Source organism: Mesorhizobium sp. P170090 (assembly GCF_057786115.1).
On the sequence record NZ_JBYNWH010000001.1, the window covers coordinates 2,125,219 to 2,143,788 of the forward strand.

Sequence of the window (18,570 nt, forward strand, 5' to 3'; positions counted from 1 at the left end):
TTAATTTGACCCAGGAATCCCGAAAACGGACCTTCCGCTTTCGGCCCCAAACCAACCGTCATCATCCGGTAACCTTAATAGTGTCCTGGAAAGAAAGTTGCCCCCTCCGGGCCTACGACTTGGCGACGAGTTTCGGCGTTTTTCGACGGTCAGTATGATTTCCGGCGGTTGGAGATTTGTATCGGCCTTTGATGAACGGCCGCTGTTGGGTTCAAAGTGGATGGTCGCGTTATCGTATGGACAGCAGGCTTGCGGCGTCCCTCGGTTGAGTTCACCCGCGGGTTTTTGCTCTTAAGTTCATCCAGATAATCGGCCCACCACTGCATCATGTTGATGCGCTCCTCCCAGTGCTCTGCCCGGGCATAGGCGCGCCGAACGTCGTTGTTCTCAATGTGGGCCAGCTGCCGCTCTATCGCGTCCGGATGCCACTCGCCGCATTCGTTCAGCAAAGTTGATGCCGTTGCTCGAAAGCCGTGCGCGGTAGCTTCTTCCTTGCCGTAACCCATACGACGCAGTGCGGCGTTTAGCGTATTGTCGGAAATCGGACGTGAAGCCGATCGAACACTAGGAAACAGCAGCGATCCACCACCAGAAATTTCCCTGAGTGAAGTCAGGACGCTGATCGCCTGCTTTGATAGGGGTATGCGGTGCGGCCGTCGCATTTTCATGCGTGCTTCAGGGATGGTCCACACCGAGCTTTCAAAATCGAACTCTTCCCATTCAGCGACGCGAAGCTCCCCGGGGCGGGGAAACAGCAGCGCTATCAGCATCAGACCGGCCCGGGTTGTAGGCTGTCCGTCAAATGCATCGATCGCCCTCAGCAAACCGCCCAAGGCCTTCGGATCGGTAATCGCGGCGCGAGACGTTACCGTCGGACTGATGAGTGCGCCTCTGAGGGCGAAGGTCGGATCTGTCTCGGCGCGTGCGGTCGCGATTGCGTATCGAAACACGCTGCCGATCGTGGAGCGCAGTCGCCTGGCCGACTCGTATCGACCGCGAACCTCCACGCGGCGGAGGGCGGTAAGGATGGTGGCCGGGTCGATCTCCCGAATGCACTTGTCGCCAATTATCGGATAGGCAAAGTCGAGCAGCCATTTGACCTTGCTGATCGTCCGGTCAGCACGTCCCTCCTTCTTTAGTTTGTCAACATATTCGTCCGCGATTGAGCGAAAGGTATCCTTTGCCGAATCGGCCTTCCGCAAGCTGCGTTCCTTTCCAGGGTCGACGCCAGCTAGCAGAAGCCTTTTAGCGTCATCGCGCGCCTCCCGTGCCTCGGCGAGAGAGATAAGGGGATAGCTGCCCAGCGCGAGCAGTTTCTGCTTGCCGTCAAAGCGGTAGGCGAGCCGCCAGAGGCGAGAGCCCGTGGGCTGTACCCATAGCTGCAGCCCGCCCCCATCAGATAATTTCACAAGCTTGGAAGCAGGGCGGGCATTTCGACATTTCACGTCGGAGAGGGGCATTCGTCAGGTCTCCCTTGGCTGTTTCGATACCATCAGGATGTCGAATACCAACGGAAATACCATCCCCCCGCCTCGTTGGACCAAATGCTCCTGAAGCGCTCCGTGTCCCGCTTAACCGCGCAATGCGACTGCAAAAGACCAACAATTCCAAGCGGTTGCAGAAGCTGCAGCGTAGAAGGTTCGGTGAAAGGGAGTGCCGGGAGAAGGGGGGATGGTGCCCAGAGGCGGATTCGAACCACCGACACGCGGATTTTCAGTCCGCTGCTCTACCAACTGAGCTATCTGGGCCTCGCCGGCAAACGAGACATCGCCCGACCGGATTTCAGGAAAGCGCCGTGGGGCACCCCTTGAAAGCGCGTGGGTTATAGCACGGGAATTCGGCCTGTCCAGCGCCTAAGCGCTGATTTTCCGGGGCAATTGTCGCAGACAATACCGACGCCGGCAAAGCAGCAATTGCGTAAGGTCGGCGAAGTGGAATTGCGCGGCCGGCACCGCCCAAACCCTACTTCGGCTCGTCGCTCTCGTCCTCGTCATCCCGCGCGGTGATGACATAGGCGCCCTTCAGCCAGCGGTTGAGGTCGATGTCCTTGCAGCGCTTCGAACAGAACGGATAGGTCTCGCGCGCCGACGGCTTGCCGCATTCGGGGCAGGGGCGCTTCGGGCGCAGTGGTGTGACCTTATCGTCCAGGCTCATGGCCGCGCGGTATGCCAGCTGGTGTGGACCTTGAAGCCTTCGCCCGAAAGCAGCGCCACTGTCTCGTAGAGCGGCAGGCCGACAATGTTGGTGTAGGAGCCGACCAGCTTGACGACGAACGACCCGGCGAGACCCTGGACGGCATAGCCGCCGGCCTTGCCGCGCCATTCGCCGGAGGCTACATAGGCGTCGATCTCCTCGCGCGGCAGCCGCTTGAAGCGAACCCTGGATTCAACCAGCCTTTGGCGCAGCTTGCCGCCCGGCGTAATCAGGCAGATGCCGGAATAGACCCGGTGCGAACGGCCCGAAAGCAGTCCAAGGCAATTGGCGGCGTCGTCCAGCGTCTCGGCCTTGGGCAGGATACGGCGTCCGACCGCGACCACCGTATCGGCGGCCAGCACGAAGCCCGGCGCATAGTCTTCCTCGCTTTTCAGCGAGGCCAGAGCCTTCTCGGCCTTTTCCTTCGACAGCCGCTTGGCCAGCGAGCGCGGATGTTCGGCGCGCAGCGGCGTTTCGTCGACATCGGCCGGCAGCACGCGGTCCGGCTCGATGCCGGCCTGTTGCAACAGTTCGATCCGGCGCGGCGAACCAGAGGCAAGCACGAGCTTCTGCAGGATGCTCATCGCGGTTCGCGCCGGACTGTTACTTGAAACGGTAGGTGATGCGGCCCTTGGTCAGGTCATAGGGCGTCATCTCGACCAGGACCTTGTCGCCGGTCAGCACACGGATGCGGTTCTTGCGCATGCGGCCGGCCGTATGGGCGATGATCTCGTGTTCGTTTTCGAGCTTCACCCGGAACATCGCGTTGGGCAACAATTCCGTCACGACACCCGGAAACTCGAGGACTTCTTCCTTCGGCATTCGATACCTTTGCTTGGATTGCAGTTCCGGCGCCCTGGAGCGCCCAGGCCGGAATTTCGGCGGAACCTATATGATAATCGTGCGCTTGTGAACACGCTTAGATCGCGTCATATGCGACGCGCTCCAAGCTTTCGTTTTATGCATGTCGTTGTCTCAAAACCGGGACCGCTTTTGAGCGACATGCATCAATCCGCCGCGTTTTTTACCTCCGGAAGCAGAAAACGTCGGCTGATGCGCGCTCTCAGCCGTTCTCTCACGTCGCGATAGCTGGCCATGATCTGCTCGCGCCTGCCGCCGACATCGGTCGGATCCGGCATCGGCCAGTATTCGACGTCGACGGCAAGCGAGCGGGTGAGTTCGAGCGCGGCGTGGTGGGCTTCCGGCGCCAGGGTGACGATCAGGTCGAAATAATCGTCCTCGAGATCGTCCATCGAGCGCGGCTGGCGCTCGCCCAGCGTCAGGCCCTCTTCGGCCAGCACCGCGTCGACGAACGGATCGCGCTCGCCCCTGTGCACGCCGGCAGAGGCGACGAAAGTGGCCGGCGGCAGCATGCGCCGCGCCAGCTGCTCGGCCATCGGTGAGCGCACGGCGTTCATGCCGCACAAAAACAGGATCGAGCGGGGCGCCCCAGTCAGGTCTAACCCCGCCAGTGCAGCACGCAGACCAGCGTGAACAGCCGCCGCGCCGTGTCGAAGTCGATGTCGATCTTGCCGGCAAGCCGGTCCATCAACGTCTGCGAGCCTTCATTGTGTAGGCCGCGCCGGCCCATGTCGATCGCCTCGATATGGCTTGGCGTCGAGGAGCGGATGGCGTCGTAATAGCTTTCGCAGATCAGGTAGTAGTCCTTGACGATGCGCCTGAGCGGCGTCAGCGACAGGATATGGGTGACGACATCAGCACCATCCTCTCGGGCGACCGCAAACACCAGCCGGGATTCGGCCAGCGACAGCTTCAGCCGATAAGGCCCGGCGCCGTCATCATTGACCGGCTGAAAGCTGTTCTCCTCGATCAGGTCGAAGATCGCCACCGCGCGCTCATGTTCGACATCGGGCGTCGAACGGCCGATCGACTCGTCGAGCTCGACATCGATCAGCCTTGCGCGGGTTTGATCGCCGTCCGCCATCGCCGCCTACATGTTCAGCCGGATGGCGACGGAGCGGCCATGCGCGTCGAGGCCTTCCGCCTTGGCCAGCGCAATCGCCGCCGGCGCAAGTGCTCTCAGCTGCTCCGGCCCGAGCTTCAGGATCGAGGTGCGCTTGACGAAATCGAGCACCGACAGGCCCGAAGAGAAGCGCGCCGAACGCGCCGTCGGCAGCACGTGGTTGGAGCCGCCGACATAGTCGCCGATGACTTCGGGCGTATGGCGTCCCAGAAACACAGCACCTGCATTGCGCATCCTGGCCAGGAAGCCTTCGGCATCGTCGATAGCAAGCTCGACATGTTCCGCGGCGATGCGGTCGACCAGCGGCAGCGCGGCTTCGATGGTCTCCACCAGGATCACCGCGCCGAAATCGCGCCAGCTGGCAGCCGCCGTCTCGGCGCGCGGCAGGCTCAGCAATTGGCGCTCGACCGCCTGTTCGACTGCTTTTCCGAACGCAGGATCGTTCGTGATCAGGATCGATTGCGCCGACACGTCGTGCTCGGCCTGCGCCAGAAGATCGGCGGCGATCCAGTCGGGATCGTTGCTGCCGTCGGCCACGACCAGCACTTCAGACGGTCCGGCAATCATGTCGATGCCGACCGTGCCGAACACCTGGCGCTTGGCGGCGGCGACATAGGCATTGCCGGGCCCGACGATCTTGGCGACCGGCCGGATCGTTTCGGTGCCATAGGCAAGGGCGGCGATCGCCTGCGCGCCGCCGACGCGGTAAATCTCTGAAACGCCTGATATATCGGCGGCCACCAGCACCAGCGGATTGATGATGCCGCCCGGCGCCGGCACGACGATGACGATGCGCTCGACGCCCGCCACCCTGGCCGGCACGGCGTTCATCAGCACCGAGCTTGGATAGCTTGCCGTGCCGCCCGGCACATAGAGCCCGACCGCCTCGATCGCCGTCCAGCGCGAACCCAACTCGACCCCGGCGGCATCGGTATAGCGATCGTCCTTGGGCATTTGTCGCTCGTGATGGGATCGGATGCGGTCACGGGCAAATTTCAGCGCCTCGACCGTCTGCGGATCGGCGTCTTTGTAGGCCTGCGCGATGTCGTCCTTCGACACGGCGATGCCGAGGCTATTGAGGTCGGCCTTGTCGAATTTCAGCGTGTAGTCGACCAGGGCAGCGTCGCCCTCGGCACGAACCCGCGCAATGATGGCGCGCACGGCAGTGTCGACGTCCTCCGATACCTCCCGCTTGGTGGTCAGGAAGGCGGCGAAACGCTGCTCGAAACCGGCATCGGACTGGATAAGCGTAATGGCCATCGGCTGCGTCTAGATCGTGATGAGACTTGGTTGAAATCTCATCACGATCTAACCCTTTGTTGGAGCATGATCTCTGGACAAACGATTCCCGTTTTGTCCAACAAAAACCGGCACCCACTTTTTGGGATCATGCTCTACACCCTGTGCACCGGACGCGAGGTCGCTTCCCAGGCGCCGCCTATGTCGGCAAGCCGCGCCTCGATGCATTCGACGTCGAGCATGATCGCGCCGCCGCCGGAAAAGACCAATTCGACGATGCCGGCCGGCTTGCTGATTTCGATAAAGCTGATTGCCAGAAGCGACAGCACCTCGGCCGGCCGATCGCGGGCAATGCCGCTGGTCTTGGCGCCGAGCACGCGGTCGAAATGCAACACCGCCTGGCGCCGCTCATTGTGCTTGCTGAACAGCCCGGACTTCGCCTCCCAGACGAAGCGGTTCATGGTCAATATGAAACGCTTGGCCGAAGGCAGGTATTCGAGATCCGAGACCTTCATCACGGCGTCCTGGACGTGAGCCGAGACGATGCTCAGATCCTGATCGTCGAGCGCAATGAGTTTGAGGGCTGCCATGCCGAATGCACACCTGAAAGTTGGTTTCAGCCTTCTGTTAGGCGGTCTTTCCGGTCGGTGCAACCGCGACACAAATTCAACCCGAGGCTAGCGCCTCGGGTTTGAAGTGTTGGCGGTGAATGGAGGCAGCACCAGACGCCTGTCTGTCTGAAGCAACTGCCGTGCGGTCAAGCCGAAATCCGCTCGATCACCGCGCCGCAATTGGAGAGCTTTTCTTCCAGCCGCTCAAAACCCCGGTCGAGGTGGTAGACGCGGTTGACCGTCGTTTCGCCTTCGGCCGCCAGACCGGCGATGACCAGCGACACCGAGGCGCGCAGATCGGTCGCCATGACGGGTGCGCCCTTCAGCTTGGCGACGCCGTCGACGATCGCCGTTTGGCCGGACAGCGTGATGTGGGCGCCGAGCCGGGCCAGTTCCTGCACATGCATGAAGCGGTTTTCAAAGATGGTCTCGGTGATGCGCGACTTGCCCTTGGCCATGGTCATCAGGCCCATGAACTGCGCCTGCAGATCGGTCGGGAAGGCCGGAAAGGGCGCCGTCGTGACGTCGACCGGCGAAATGCCGGCGCCGTTGCGCTTAACGCGAATGCCGGAGTTGGTCGGCGTGATCTCGGTACCGGTCTGGGCAATCACATCCAACGCGGTCTGTAGCAGCTCGGGGCGGGCGCCTTCGAGCACGACATCGCCGCCGGTCATGGCCACAGCCATGGCATAGGTCCCGGTCTCGATGCGGTCGGGGATGACGCGCACGCGCGCGCCCGACAGCGATTCGACGCCATCGATGGTGATGGTTGGAGTGCCGGCGCCGGAAATTTTTGCGCCCATGGCGTTGAGGCATTCGGCGAGGTTGACGATTTCGGGCTCGCAGGCGGCGTTTTCCAGCACCGTCTCGCCCTTGGCGAGCGCCGCCGCCATCATCAGCACATGGGTGGCGCCGACGGAGACTTTCGGGAACACATAGCGATTGCCGACGAGGCGGCCGTTCCTGGTCTTGGCCAGCACATAACCAGTGTCGACATCGATGTCGGCGCCCAGCGCCTGCAGGCCTTCAAGGAACAGGTCGACCGGCCGCGTGCCGATGGCGCAACCGCCGGGAAGCGACACTTTCGCCTCGCCCATGCGGGCCAGCAGCGGGCCGATCACCCAGAACGATGCCCGCATCTTCGACACCAGCTCGTAAGGCGCGGTCGTGTCGACGATGTTGCGGGCCGAGAAATTGATGGTGCGCGAATAGCCTTCATTCTGCTTCTCGCGGCGGCCGTTGACCGAATAGTCGACGCCGTGATTGCCGAGGATGCGGATCAGCTGCTCGACATCGGCCAGATGCGGCACGTTTTCCAGCGTCAGCGTGTCGTCGGTGAGCAGCGAGGCGATCATCAGCGGCAAAGCGGCGTTTTTCGCGCCCGAAATCGGAATGCTTCCGGCGAGCTTGTTGCCGCCGACAATTCTGATGCGATCCATGAGAGAATGTCCCCTCGGCCCGAAAGGCCGGTTTTCGTCAGTTTGAGTATCGGCCCGTCTAGACCATTGGCCGGCTTGGTTCAAGAAATAGGATTTCTGAGCCCCTTTGGCCAAGGTGACCGGCCAGTGTGGCTGATATCGGTCAGTCCTTGTGCATTTTTTCAGCAGCCGGCAGTCCTTCGGGCCGCTGGTCAGGATCACCGGTGCGCCGCGAGCGCGCTTGCGTCTTGCGCTTCATGAGATTGGCGCGCAGCTGCTCGGCCAGACGGTCCTTGCGGTCAGTCCCGTCCTTTTTTTCCGGATCAGCCTTTTTCGGTGGAATTGTCTTCTCGTCCATCGTTCCGTCCCGCCCGCAACTGGCAGGGCCTGCCGTTCAAGGGATAGCTAGCATTGTGGCGCCGCCATGTCAGCGAAACTTGTCTGGCAAAGCCTTTCACAGACGCCTTGCGCTTGCCGGTTCTATATGGCAGAAGCCCCGCCATCAGCGGCTGCGGTAGCTCAGTGGTAGAGCACTCCCTTGGTAAGGGAGAGGTCGAGAGTTCAATCCTCTCTCGCAGCACCAGATTCCTCCGACTTAAACCATTGAATCGATTGAAACGGTTGACTTTTTCGGTCTTCCGTCCATTCTGATGTTACAAATTTCGTAACAAAATCGGTGGAGCGGATGGCCGGCCGAATTCGTAATCTACTCAACCGAGACGGTCGATATTTCGCCCGCCTTGTCATCCCGAAAGAGCTTCGGCCCTATATGGACGGGAAGAGCGAGCTAAGAACAGCGCTCGGCCCCGACTACCGGACAGCCTTGAAGACGCTGCCTGGTGCTGTCGCCGCGCTCCAGCACAAGATAGCACTCGGCGAGCGCCGCGCACTCGCAGCCGGCGACCAGACGATAACCATTGGCCGCTATCCACTTTCCCCAACCCAAATCGCCAGCCGAGACTATCAAGGTCTTCTCGCCTTTGATGCAGAGATCCGGGCACATTATCATCAATATGCGGGCTTTGAGGTCGACTATGAGAAGGGCGAGCGTTTGCGTAAGGGATATGCCGGAGCGCTGTCCGATGACGACCTTGATCAGCTTGTCGGCGATCGTATCGAACGTTTTAGGTCTCTTGGCAATCACACTGAGGCGAAGGGGAGTCTGAAGTGGCGCCTGATTGCGCAGGCGCTTTGCGTCTCCGCCTACGAGGCTATGGCGAGACAAGACGAACGAAACGACGGTGATTTCAACGGCAATCCCTCGCATCCGTTGCTAACGACGGCTCAGCCCACCGAGGAAGACCGCCAGCCGGTTCCTCTGAAAGGTTTGCTTGCCGCCTGCCTAGATGAACGCGCTGCCGACGGGAAGGGCCGGGAGGCACGCAAGCGCTGGACGCCTGTTTTCGCCAACCTGTCCAAGTTCATCGGCCACAACGACGCCCGTAAGCTCACCAAGCAGAACCTTCTCGATTGGAAAGATGCGAGCCTGAAGACGCTCGCCAGCAAGACCGTCTCTGACGTGTATTTGGCCTCGGTGCGGACGGTCTTGAAGTGGGCGGTCAACAACGATCGGCTCGAAACCAACGTGGCGGAAAACGTTCGCATCAAGGTCTCGAAAAAGCAGCGGTCGCGCGAGCAGGGCTTTACCCTGGATGAGGCGGTTGAGGTTTTGAAGGTCGCTCGCGATCATCAGCCGAAACATTCTGCCAATCCGCAGACGCGGGAAGCACCGCAGACAACTGCCGCAAAGCGATGGTCGCCGATCCTTTGCGCGCATACGGGCTCGCGGATCACCGAGATCACTCAGCTTCGAAAACAAGACTTCCGCTATGAAAATGGTGTGCCGGTGCTTCGGATTGCGCCTGACGCCGGTTCCGTAAAGGCAGGCAATTATCGCGATGTTCCGTTGCATCAGCAACTGATCGATCTGGGCTTTGTAGAATTTGTGAACGCGGCTTCCGACGGTCCCCTATTCTATCCGCCCTCCAAGAAGAAGGAGGGAACGCTTCCGGCGCAAACCGTGGCCGGCCGAGTCAGTCAATGGCTTCAGGCAAAGAAGGTCATCCCTGAGGGCGTGAGCCCTAGCCACGGCTGGCGCCATCGGTTCAAGACGGTCGGTCGTGAGATCGGTATTGCTGACAGGACCCTTGATGCAATTCAGGGCCACGCAGGCCGAACTGCAGGCGACGACTACGGGGACGTGACCATCACCGCGAAGGCGTTAGCGATTGCGCGGCTGCCGAGGTATGAATTCTAAAATAGCCACGGTGTGACGGCTCCCCCCTCGACGGCTCCCATGTGCCACGGCTGAACCAAATACACACCAAGCACGCCCAACGGCGCCGAATAAGACTGCGAGCAAAATAAGGGGATCGAATTCTGCATCACTACGTTGCGATATTTTGAGCGGCTTAGTAGAAATTGCTGGGGCATTCTCGAGCCGACTTGGCAGTCTGGTTTCGATTGAAATCAATTTGGGGGAATTTTGGGTTCTTACTCGCAGATCCAAGGCCACTATCACAGCCATCGCATAACTTTAGATGGCTTTGAGCAGGACGCATTCACACGGTCTCTGACCGCAGCGCGGGTCGAAATGAATCCGCACCAAGTCGAAGCCTCCTTGTTCGCCTTGAAGTCACCGCTCTCGAAAGGCGTGCTGCTTGCCGATGAGGTGGGTCTCGGCAAGACGATCGAAGCTGGGCTCGTTATGGGCCAGAAATGGGCCGAGCAGAGACGCCGCATCCTTCTGATTGTCCCTGCTTCGCTGCGCAAGCAGTGGGAGCAGGAGCTGCGGGAAAAGTTTTCGCTGCCGGCAACGATTTTGGAGTCGGCTACCTACAAGATCTTAAAAAAGGAGGGCCGCGCCAAGCCGTTCCGCGATGCTCCTGGCATCATCATCTCGAGCTATGAGTTCGCGGCGCGATGTGCCGATGAACTTGCGTTGACCAAGTGGGACTTGGTGGTGTTCGACGAAGCGCATCGGTTGCGTAATGTCTACAAACCAGGTGCTCTCCGATCGAAGCTCTTGAAAGACGCCCTGAAGGATCCGTTCAAGGTGCTGCTAACGGCCACACCGCTGCAGAATTCCCTTATGGAGCTCTTTGGGATCGTGTCCATGATTGACGACAATCATTTTGGCGGCGAGGAAGCCTTCAAGACCCTTTACACCGGCGCTCGCGCCACGCCAGCCTCTCTCGAGGCGCTACGCGAGCGCCTTATACCAGTTTGCTACCGCACGCTGCGACGGCAGGTTCAAGAGGCCGGTCACATCAACTTCACCAAGCGGAACGCAGTGATCTTCGATTTTGAACCGCCGAGCCGCGAGGTCCAGCTCTACGAGAAGGTGTCGACCTTTCTGCAGCGTAAGGACACCATTTCCTATGGCGACCGTGCCAATCAACTCGTAGTGCTTCAGGTCCGCAAAATCCTCGGGTCATCGACTTTTGCCGTTACAGGCTACCTCCGATCGCTGATCGAGCGTCTGGAGAAACGCCAACGTGTCGACGAGACCGTTACCGACGACATCGAGACGATCGCGGAGATTGCGGAGGAGCTCGAGGACAAAGAGGATGATGAAGAACAGGTGATTGACGCAGCTTTGTTGGCTGTCGAGTTGGACGAGCTGAAGTCGTTCCTGGCCCTAGCAGAGTCGATAGGCCAGAATGCGAAGGGCGAAAAGCTCCTCACACAGCTGCCTGGCATACTCGATGCGATCTCAGGCAAAGGAGGCCAGCGCAAAGCCGTAGTTTTCACGGAGAGCGTTCGCACACAGAAATACCTGAGCGAACTGCTTTCGGCCAACGGTTACGACGGCCAGATCGTTCTTCTCAACGGATCGAATAACGACCCAGTCAGCAAATCTCTCTACCAGGCTTGGCGCGACGAACATGCCGGCACGGACCGGGTTTCCGGGTCTCGGACTGCGGACATGAAAGCCGCCGTTGTCGATGCCTTCCGCGGCAAGGACAAGACGATCCTCATAGCGACGGAGAGCGGCGCCGAAGGCATCAACCTCCAATTTTGCTCGCTCGTGATCAATTTCGATCTTCCATGGAATCCGCAGCGCGTCGAACAGCGCATTGGTCGCTGCCATCGCTACGGCCAGAAGATCGACGTCACTGTGGTCAACATGCTGAACCGCAAGAACCAGGCCGAGCAACGGATCTACGAACTACTGGACCAAAAATTCAAGCTCTTCAGTGGCGTGTTCGGGTCAAGCGACGAAGTTCTAGGCACGATCGAGCGCGGCGTCGATTTCGAGCAGCGCGTCCTGGGGATTGTCCAGTCAAGCCGAACTGAAGCCGAGATTGTTCAGCAGTTCGATGCGCTCACCGCCACCCTTCAGGACCGTATCGATTCCGACATGCAATCAGCCCGAGCCAAGGTGCTGGAGCATCTCGATCAAGATGTCGTCGCTCGACTGAAGGGTCGTAAGGGCGAGCTGGATAACGCCGTAAACGACTTCACGCGGCGTCTTATCATTGTTGCCCATGCCGAGTTGCCGGGTGCCAGGTTCCACCGCGACGCGATCTTCAGGTTTGACTACGAAGGCAAAACTTGGACGACTAAATGGCCCGACGCCGATGACCATGACTGGCAGTTCTTTCAACTCTCGGACGGCAATCTCGCGACCGAGATCGTCGAAAAGGCAAAGGCGCGAGCTGAGCCATCTAGCCCTACATCAGTTCTGTTCAACCTGTCAGATTATGCGTTTCCCGGACAGCTCGCCGACGTCAGGAATTTGGTAGGAAAATCAGGTCTGCTACGTGTCTCAAAGGCGCAAATTCAAACGCGCAACTCAGCACGGGAGGAGCTCCTGCTTTCGTGCGTGACGGATGATGGAGTTGCGATCCCCCCGGAAACAGCCGACCGCATGCTCATGGTTCCGTCAAGAGCTCAAGAACTGCAGGACCCCATTGATGCTTCTGGCCTTCAGGGCATCGAAGATAACCAGTTTGCGGCTTTCTCGGACCGAGTGAAGAAACAGAACTTCCGCTGGCTCGAGGAAGAGGAAACACGCTTGGACAACTACGCAAAGGACATCGAAATCGAACTCGATGCGCAGATCGGTGTGGTGGACGCCGAGATCAAAGCGCTGCGTAAAGAGCGGCGTTCGCCGGACGCCACAATGGAGCAGAAGCTCGATCTTGGACGCACCATAAAGAGGCTGGAGGGCCAAATGGACGATATGAAGCTCTCCAAACACGAGCGGCGTCGCGAGGTGCGCAAGCAAGTGTCTGACATGCTCGACGACGTGGCGGAGAGTCTGAACCGACAGCCAAGGAAGAACCTGCTTTTCACTGTCCGCTGGACGGTCGAGTAGCTCACATGAGAAGGGCGTCGAGCTCAAGTTATAGTGAGTTCGCAAACCTGCCGATTGCTTGTGACTTGTATCTTGACACTTTTTCAGGTCCCGCCTGGGAGGTCCGGTCTCTTCGGTATCGTTCGGGCTGGCTGATGGTGTCGAGAGCTACGATGGAGACCTCATTCAGCACTTGGACTGCTCCCTTAGTCGCTTGTATCGACGACAATGGTGAGCCAATCTCACCATGGCTGACCGCCAAATTCTTTGAATTGGGATGCTCACTTCCAAGAGATCCCGAAGACTCGCCTCCAGTTGAACTCGAATGGGTGTCTGAAGCGCTCTATTGGGATTTCTTAGGCGCTTGCGACCTCGAGCATCTGTCCATGCTTGAACAGCGCGAAGCGGATATCGACCGCGCTGTTCGAAGGCTGGAAGACCGTGGTCGCGATAGCCTAAAGGAGGTTGATGATTACGTCGCAGACCTCCGGCGTTGGCTGCGGGTCGAGCGTCGTGATGGAGAGCAAAAGGCGCGAGTGAACGCGCAAATCGACCTGCTAGAGAGAAAGCAGATGGATGCTCAGCAGTGGATGCAAAGTAGGGTGATCAAAATCCGAGAGGCTCGGGACGCCTTTGAAACTGAGGTTATGGAAGCTCTACGTTACCACGGAGAAATCGAGCATCTCTATACAATGCATTGGAACGTCCGGCATGGCCGGGATGTTCGGGAATCGGTGCCGCGGTCCATGCCTTCTTTTCTTTCGCCGACCGACCATCTTCGCCAAGCTCATGTTGATGGAGATGTTTGCGCCCATAGGCGGCTGCGTTGGCGATCACAGGATGCCAGTGACACGATTGGTAGCAAACAGGTGGATCGCATTCCATTCAAAGAACGACGGGACGAGAAATTGGCCGTGATCGTCAGGAGTGCCAAAGCTATTCCGAAAGAATCCGCGCCGGGGCAGCGCGTCGACGATGTTGGCGCCAAACTAGCACGCGACGATGACGTTGCGGGTCATGCACTGCTCATCAGCACGCATGCGGAGAACGGCAATTCGGAGGAATTCCTTGCAGAAATGGAACGGAAACGTGCAATAGCCTTGAGGCATCGCGAACGAAGCCGACGCCAAGCAGAGAAAAGAAGGGCTCGGCTTGCTGACGAACTGAAAACGGCAATGGACGTCAAGGTGGCTACAGACCGATCACCTGTCCATGCCACGTCAGACGGGCAAGTCAGATCGCAGCTGTCGGCAGGTCGCCTTTCCACGGACGAACGAGAGGAAGTGCTTGCGAGGTGGCGTGCGGAGGACGAGGAAGATCGATGCATCCGCCATCGCAAATCTCAAGCAGACTGAGCCCAATGTCAAAGAAAACCAAGCTTGAACTGACCTGGATCGGCAAGGACGAGCGACCGAAGCTCGAGCCGCGCATTCTGATCGAAGATACGTCGCTGTCGTATCACGCGACGGCACGCAAGTCGGACGCGGACATTTTCGACAACATGCTGATTCATGGTGACAACTTGCTCGCGTTGAAGGCGTTGGAAGCGGATTTTGCGGGTAAGGTCAAATGCGTCTTCATCGATCCGCCCTACAACACTGGAAGCGCTTTTACCCACTATGATGACGGGCTGGAGCATTCGCTGTGGCTTAGCCTGATGCGCGATCGATTGGAGATGATCAGGACGCTGCTGTCAGATGATGGTTCACTTTGGATCACCATCGACGACACGGAGGGTCACTATCTTAAAGTCTTGGCGGACGAAATCTTCGGGCGGACAAATTTTGTCGCCACATGCGTTTGGGAGAAAGACAAAGGCGGTCGTGGCGACGCCGACATCTCACTTTCACATGACAACATTCTCGTATTCTCAAGAGATCGCGAGCGATGGGCTACGGCCCGAAATCTCCTGCCTAGGACTGAGACACAGCTGGGTAAATTCAAAAATCCTGATCAAGATCCACGCGGCCCCTGGAGGCAGGGTGACGACGGCACGGCGAAAAGCGGCACTGAAAAGCAACGGTTTGCCGTTGAACTCCCATCTGGCAGAAAAGTGACCCCGCCGCCCGGACGCTACTGGGCATTTGCACCAGAGACTTTGGAAACCGCTCGAAACGAGGGCCGTGCATATTTTGGCACCGACGGCGACCGGCTCCCAATCATTAAGCGGTATTTGTCGGAAGTTCGAGATGGCGTGGCGCCTCGAACGTGGTGGACAGCGGACGAAGTTGGAACCAACCAAGGCGCAAAGCGGGATCATCTCAACAAACTCTTGCCCGGAATTGAACCTTTTGCGACACCGAAGCCCGAAGGCTTGCTCCATCGCATTATTCATATCGCGTCTAACCCTGGCGATCTCGTGCTCGACTCCTTTGGCGGCTCTGGCACCACTGGCGCAGTTGCGCACAAGATGGGCCGTCGTTGGATAATGGTCGAGCTCGGCGATCATGCCGAGACCCATGTCGTGCCACGCCTGAAGAAAGTTATCGACGGCGACGACGCCGGCGGCATTACCGAAACGGTGGGGTGGGAGGGTGGCGGGGGGTTCCGTTACTACCGCCTCGCCCCGTCGCTGCTTGTCCACGACAAATACAGCAATTGGGTCATTGCGAAAGACTACAACGCGGCAATGCTCGCTGAGGCGTTGTGCAGGCACATGAATTTCACCTACGCCCCTTCCCAGAACCCCGATGAATATTGGAACCACGGCTTTTCCACAGAGACCGACTTTATATACGTCACGACGCAGAATCTGACCCATGACGCGTGCCGCAAGATTTCGGAAGACGTAGGGCCGGACCGCTCGCTTCTAATTTGCTGCAAGGCTTTCAACGCGAACCCGGACTCGTTTGAAAATCTGACCCTTGTGAAGATCCCGACTGCGATCCTGTCGAAATGCGAATGGGGCCGCGACGACTATTCACTGAACGTCCAGAACCTCCCGCTGGCGCCCGATGAAGCTGAAGAACCGCGGATCTCAAGTGGAAAGCGCAAGAAGGATTTAGACCTGCCGCTTTTCAACCTCAGCGCCGACGAAGGTGAGGTCTAAGATGAGCGAGGATCGCATCCGCCGTCAGATCGCACAGCGCCTTTCACTGCGCGCGCCGCAAGAGCAGTCGCTTGAAATCTTGGCTAACATAGTCGGCCGCATTGGCCTGGCGAAGGGCGGAGACCCAGTCGCGGCGCTGGATGCAATCCAGGGCTCATATCCTTCCGTGCTGGATTTCGAGCGCGACTTTCCCTCGATCTGCTTCGCTATAGCAACGGGCGTAGGCAAGACCCGGTTGATGGGTGCCTTTATTGCCTGGCTTTACCTTGCCGGTCGGTCGAAGAACTTCTTTGTCCTGGCACCCAACACGACGATCTACGACAAGCTGGTTGCCGATTTCTCGAAACAGGCGTCGTTGAAGTATGTGTTTCGCGGCATCGCTCAGTTTGCCCAAACTCCACCGGTCATCGTCACCGGCGATACCTGGGAAGAGGGGCGGGGTGTGCGCGGCTCCGACCTCTTCGGCAGCGAGGCCATCGTTAATATCTTCAACGTCGACAAAATCAACAAGGACAAAGGGCGCATCCGCACAATGCGCGAGACCATAGGCGAGTCCTATTTTGATTACCTGGCGGCCCTCCCCGATCTTGTGCTGCTGATGGATGAAGCCCACCGCTATCGCGCAAGCGCTGGCATGAGGGCAGTAAACGAATTGAAGCCGGCACTCGGCCTCGAACTGACCGCGACGCCGAAATCCGTCGGGGCCAAATCGACGGCGTTTCGCAATGTCGTTTTCGAATATGGGCTCGGCAACGCAATGGCCGACGGGATGGTGAAAGAACCCGCTGTGGCGACCCGGGCGGATTTCAATCGGGATGATTTCGACGACCACCAGCTCGAACTCATCATGCTCGAAGACGGCATCCATTATCATGAGCATGTGAAGGTTGAGCTCGACCTCTACGCCCGCCAATCAGGCCGGAACCGGGTGCATCCGTTCGTGCTAGTCGTCGCCCAGGACACGACCCACGCGAGCGCACTGCGCACCCGGATCGAAAGCGATGAATTCTTCAAGGGCGCCTACAAGGGCCGTGTCGCAGAGGTTCATTCAAATCTGCGGGGCGACGAAAGCGACGAGGCAATCCAGCGGCTGGTTGGTCTAGAAACCGACAATCTCACCGAGATCGTCATCCATGTGAACAAACTGAAGGAAGGGTGGGACGTCAACAATCTCTACACGATCATCCCACTTCGCGCGTCTGCTTCTGACATCCTCACCGAGCAGACGCTCGGCCGCGGGCTTCGCCTGCCCTACGGCGAGCGCACCGGTGTCGAGTCGGTCGATACCCTGACCGTAATCGCGCATGACCGTTTCGATGAGGTGATCAAGCGCGCAAGGGAAGTTGACTCGCTTGTGCAGATCAAGACGCTGACGATCGGCAAAGGCGGGGACGTTCCGGCTGAAACCGAGCGAGTGGTCGATATTCCTGTCTCGTTCGAGGCTACCCTGCTTGGTAATGGTTCTGCGTTCGCGGGGATGCAGGAAGGCGCCGTGACCTTCGATCACGTCGACGACCGCAAGGTCGTTGAGTCCGCGCTCGATTTCATTACCCGCAAGTATGAGCGGCAGCTCAAGGGTGGCGTTCAGCAGCTTTTGACGCCGGAGGTGAGAAAGGAACTCGCTGCGGACATCAAACGCGCCCTGCAGCCCGCCCAGGGCTCGCTGGAGGGCATAGTCCCTCAACTGAGAGTCGAGGAGATCGTCGGCATCGTCACCGCCAGCGTTGCCGAGAATACGATAGATATTCCTGAGATCGTCGTCATACCGAGCCGGGAGGTGAATTTCTGGTTCGACACCTTCGACCTGACGGGCCTGCAGACAATCCGCTATCAGCCGCTGTCTGATCGGATCCTAATCCGCAACCTACGGGACCAGAACCAGCGCGAATTAGCCCGTTCGATGTCCGGGCCGAAAGAAGGTCTGCTCGAAAACTATGTCGTCAAGCATCTGATCGACTACGACCAGGTCGACTATGACTCGCAATCCGATCTTCTCTATAGGCTCGCCGGTCAGTCAGTGTCACACCTGCGAACATACCTCTTAACCGAGGACGACGTAGAGAATGTCGCGCTCGCGCACGGAAAGGCGATTGCAGAGTTCATCTTTGCGCAGATGAAGGACCACTATCGCGAAACGCCGGCGGACTATCAGGCAAAGCTTGTCAGGTCGTTTCGGTCGCTGAAACCGCTGAGCATCAGCATAACCAGCATCGCGAAGATGCTCGACATAAACTCCGCCGCAAAGCCCCTGTCGGACACCAGAAGCTACGTGTTCAAGGGAACACGCAAGAGTCCCTACAACTTTCACAAGTTCCAGTCTGATACCGAACGCCGCTTCGCTGCACTGATCGACAACGAATTCGAGAAAGACGTGCTGCGCTGGGTAAAGCCAGGTCCCGGGCAATTCCAGATCGAATATCGATCAGGCAAGGCCTATGAGCCGGATTTCGTTATTGAGCTTTCGGCGCATAAATTGATCGTCGAGATCAAGGCCGATGGCGAGATGAGTGATCAGACAGTCCAGGAGAAATCTCGCGCGGCCTGTGAATGGGTCAAGCACGCCAATCAGATATCGACGGACACCGCGTCGAAGGCCTGGGGCTATGCGATCGTGCCAGAAAGTGCGGTCACCGAGAGCGCGACTTTAGCCGGCCTGATGGCGAAGCACAGGTTGGTCTGAAACCCACCCGAGGATCAATCGTCGTCGATTCCGATTTGGCAGGTTTTTCCCACCGGAAACTCTATTCATCGTCGGATCCGGATGTGAGCAGATG

The 18,570-nt window shown here is 58.8% G+C and carries 15 protein-coding genes and 2 tRNA genes; 6 read left to right on the top strand and 11 right to left on the bottom strand.

Annotation, left to right across the window (positions count from 1 at the left end; translation table 11 throughout):
- Window positions 1-149: 149 nt before the first annotated feature.
- The 11 genes from AC3EML_RS10125 to AC3EML_RS10175 all read right to left on the bottom strand — a co-directional run bounded on the left by AC3EML_RS10125 (window position 150) and on the right by AC3EML_RS10175 (window position 7,803).
- Entirely contained in the window at window positions 150-1,460 is a 1,311-nt protein-coding gene (locus AC3EML_RS10125) for a tyrosine-type recombinase/integrase (protein ID WP_031204573.1), read from the bottom strand.
- A gap of 212 nt (window positions 1,461-1,672) precedes the next feature.
- Window positions 1,673-1,748 (bottom strand) — tRNA-Phe (locus tag AC3EML_RS10130).
- A 214-nt stretch (window positions 1,749-1,962) separates the two neighbouring features.
- Entirely contained in the window at window positions 1,963-2,154 is a 192-nt protein-coding gene (gene yacG, locus AC3EML_RS10135) for a DNA gyrase inhibitor YacG (RefSeq protein WP_023669280.1), read from the bottom strand.
- A complete protein-coding gene (locus tag AC3EML_RS10140; RefSeq protein ID WP_023747220.1) occupies window positions 2,151-2,777 on the bottom strand; it encodes a Maf-like protein in 627 nt (208 codons plus the stop codon). Before AC3EML_RS10140 ends, yacG begins: the two co-directional genes overlap by 4 nt.
- A gap of 19 nt (window positions 2,778-2,796) precedes the next feature.
- The gene (gene infA, locus AC3EML_RS10145; RefSeq protein ID WP_006200926.1) at window positions 2,797-3,015 is read right to left on the bottom strand and encodes a translation initiation factor IF-1; all 219 of its coding nucleotides are present in this window, start codon (window positions 3,013-3,015) and stop codon (window positions 2,797-2,799) included.
- 185 nt (window positions 3,016-3,200) lie between these two features.
- Window positions 3,201-3,665 carry an arsenate-mycothiol transferase ArsC gene (locus tag AC3EML_RS10150; protein ID WP_084567121.1) on the bottom strand — a complete coding sequence of 155 codons (465 nt, stop codon included), beginning with the start codon at window positions 3,663-3,665 and terminating at the stop codon, window positions 3,201-3,203.
- Window positions 3,653-4,138: a UPF0262 family protein gene (locus AC3EML_RS10155; RefSeq protein ID WP_023669283.1), complete on the bottom strand. Its 486-nt coding sequence runs from the start codon at window positions 4,136-4,138 to the stop codon at window positions 3,653-3,655. The genes AC3EML_RS10150 and AC3EML_RS10155 overlap by 13 nt, the downstream gene beginning before the upstream one ends.
- A gap of 6 nt (window positions 4,139-4,144) precedes the next feature.
- A complete protein-coding gene (hisD, locus tag AC3EML_RS10160; protein WP_023747218.1) occupies window positions 4,145-5,437 on the bottom strand; it encodes a histidinol dehydrogenase in 1,293 nt (430 codons plus the stop codon).
- A gap of 134 nt (window positions 5,438-5,571) precedes the next feature.
- Window positions 5,572-6,006: a DUF2948 family protein gene (locus tag AC3EML_RS10165; protein ID WP_023681909.1), complete on the bottom strand. Its 435-nt coding sequence runs from the start codon at window positions 6,004-6,006 to the stop codon at window positions 5,572-5,574.
- Between the two features lie 167 nt (window positions 6,007-6,173).
- Window positions 6,174-7,466, bottom strand: coding sequence for a UDP-N-acetylglucosamine 1-carboxyvinyltransferase (murA, locus tag AC3EML_RS10170; protein WP_023727782.1), 1,293 nt, complete (start codon window positions 7,464-7,466; stop codon window positions 6,174-6,176).
- A gap of 142 nt (window positions 7,467-7,608) precedes the next feature.
- Window positions 7,609-7,803 carry a hypothetical protein gene (locus tag AC3EML_RS10175; protein ID WP_023669287.1) on the bottom strand — a complete coding sequence of 65 codons (195 nt, stop codon included), beginning with the start codon at window positions 7,801-7,803 and terminating at the stop codon, window positions 7,609-7,611.
- A gap of 150 nt (window positions 7,804-7,953) precedes the next feature.
- On the opposite strand from AC3EML_RS10175, the gene AC3EML_RS10180 reads away from it, so the two are divergent.
- From AC3EML_RS10180 to AC3EML_RS10205, 6 genes are all read left to right on the top strand, one after another.
- Window positions 7,954-8,028 (top strand) — tRNA-Thr (locus AC3EML_RS10180).
- Between the two features lie 102 nt (window positions 8,029-8,130).
- The gene (locus tag AC3EML_RS10185; RefSeq protein ID WP_352522142.1) at window positions 8,131-9,702 is read left to right on the top strand and encodes a tyrosine-type recombinase/integrase; all 1,572 of its coding nucleotides are present in this window, start codon (window positions 8,131-8,133) and stop codon (window positions 9,700-9,702) included.
- A gap of 228 nt (window positions 9,703-9,930) precedes the next feature.
- Complete coding sequence (locus AC3EML_RS10190; RefSeq protein WP_488505194.1) at window positions 9,931-12,768, top strand: SNF2-related protein; 2,838 nt, start codon at window positions 9,931-9,933, stop codon at window positions 12,766-12,768.
- A gap of 152 nt (window positions 12,769-12,920) precedes the next feature.
- Window positions 12,921-14,102, top strand: coding sequence for a hypothetical protein (locus AC3EML_RS10195; RefSeq protein ID WP_488505195.1), 1,182 nt, complete (start codon window positions 12,921-12,923; stop codon window positions 14,100-14,102).
- A gap of 5 nt (window positions 14,103-14,107) precedes the next feature.
- Entirely contained in the window at window positions 14,108-15,796 is a 1,689-nt protein-coding gene (locus AC3EML_RS10200; RefSeq protein ID WP_488505196.1) for a site-specific DNA-methyltransferase, read from the top strand.
- Between the two features lies 1 nt (window position 15,797).
- Entirely contained in the window at window positions 15,798-18,476 is a 2,679-nt protein-coding gene (locus AC3EML_RS10205; RefSeq protein ID WP_352563477.1) for a DEAD/DEAH box helicase, read from the top strand.
- Window positions 18,477-18,570 lie beyond the last annotated feature (94 nt).

Bases quoted from the DNA above. Each gene is read 5' to 3' on its own strand.
- AC3EML_RS10125 (WP_031204573.1), bottom strand. From the start codon at position 1,460: ATGCCCCTCTCCGACGTGAAATGTCGAAATGCCCGCCCTGCTTCCAAG.
- yacG (WP_023669280.1), bottom strand. From the start codon at position 2,154: ATGAGCCTGGACGATAAGGTCACACCACTGCGCCCGAAGCGCCCCTGC.
- AC3EML_RS10140 (WP_023747220.1), bottom strand. From the start codon at position 2,777: ATGAGCATCCTGCAGAAGCTCGTGCTTGCCTCTGGTTCGCCGCGCCGG.
- infA (WP_006200926.1), bottom strand. From the start codon at position 3,015: ATGCCGAAGGAAGAAGTCCTCGAGTTTCCGGGTGTCGTGACGGAATTG.
- AC3EML_RS10155 (WP_023669283.1), bottom strand. From the start codon at position 4,138: ATGGCGGACGGCGATCAAACCCGCGCAAGGCTGATCGATGTCGAGCTC.
- hisD (WP_023747218.1), bottom strand. From the start codon at position 5,437: ATGGCCATTACGCTTATCCAGTCCGATGCCGGTTTCGAGCAGCGTTTC.
- AC3EML_RS10165 (WP_023681909.1), bottom strand. From the start codon at position 6,006: ATGGCAGCCCTCAAACTCATTGCGCTCGACGATCAGGATCTGAGCATC.
- murA (WP_023727782.1), bottom strand. From the start codon at position 7,466: ATGGATCGCATCAGAATTGTCGGCGGCAACAAGCTCGCCGGAAGCATT.
- AC3EML_RS10175 (WP_023669287.1), bottom strand. From the start codon at position 7,803: ATGGACGAGAAGACAATTCCACCGAAAAAGGCTGATCCGGAAAAAAAG.
- AC3EML_RS10185 (WP_352522142.1), top strand. From the start codon at position 8,131: ATGGCCGGCCGAATTCGTAATCTACTCAACCGAGACGGTCGATATTTC.
- AC3EML_RS10195 (WP_488505195.1), top strand. From the start codon at position 12,921: ATGGAGACCTCATTCAGCACTTGGACTGCTCCCTTAGTCGCTTGTATC.
- AC3EML_RS10200 (WP_488505196.1), top strand. From the start codon at position 14,108: ATGTCAAAGAAAACCAAGCTTGAACTGACCTGGATCGGCAAGGACGAG.
- AC3EML_RS10205 (WP_352563477.1), top strand. From the start codon at position 15,798: ATGAGCGAGGATCGCATCCGCCGTCAGATCGCACAGCGCCTTTCACTG.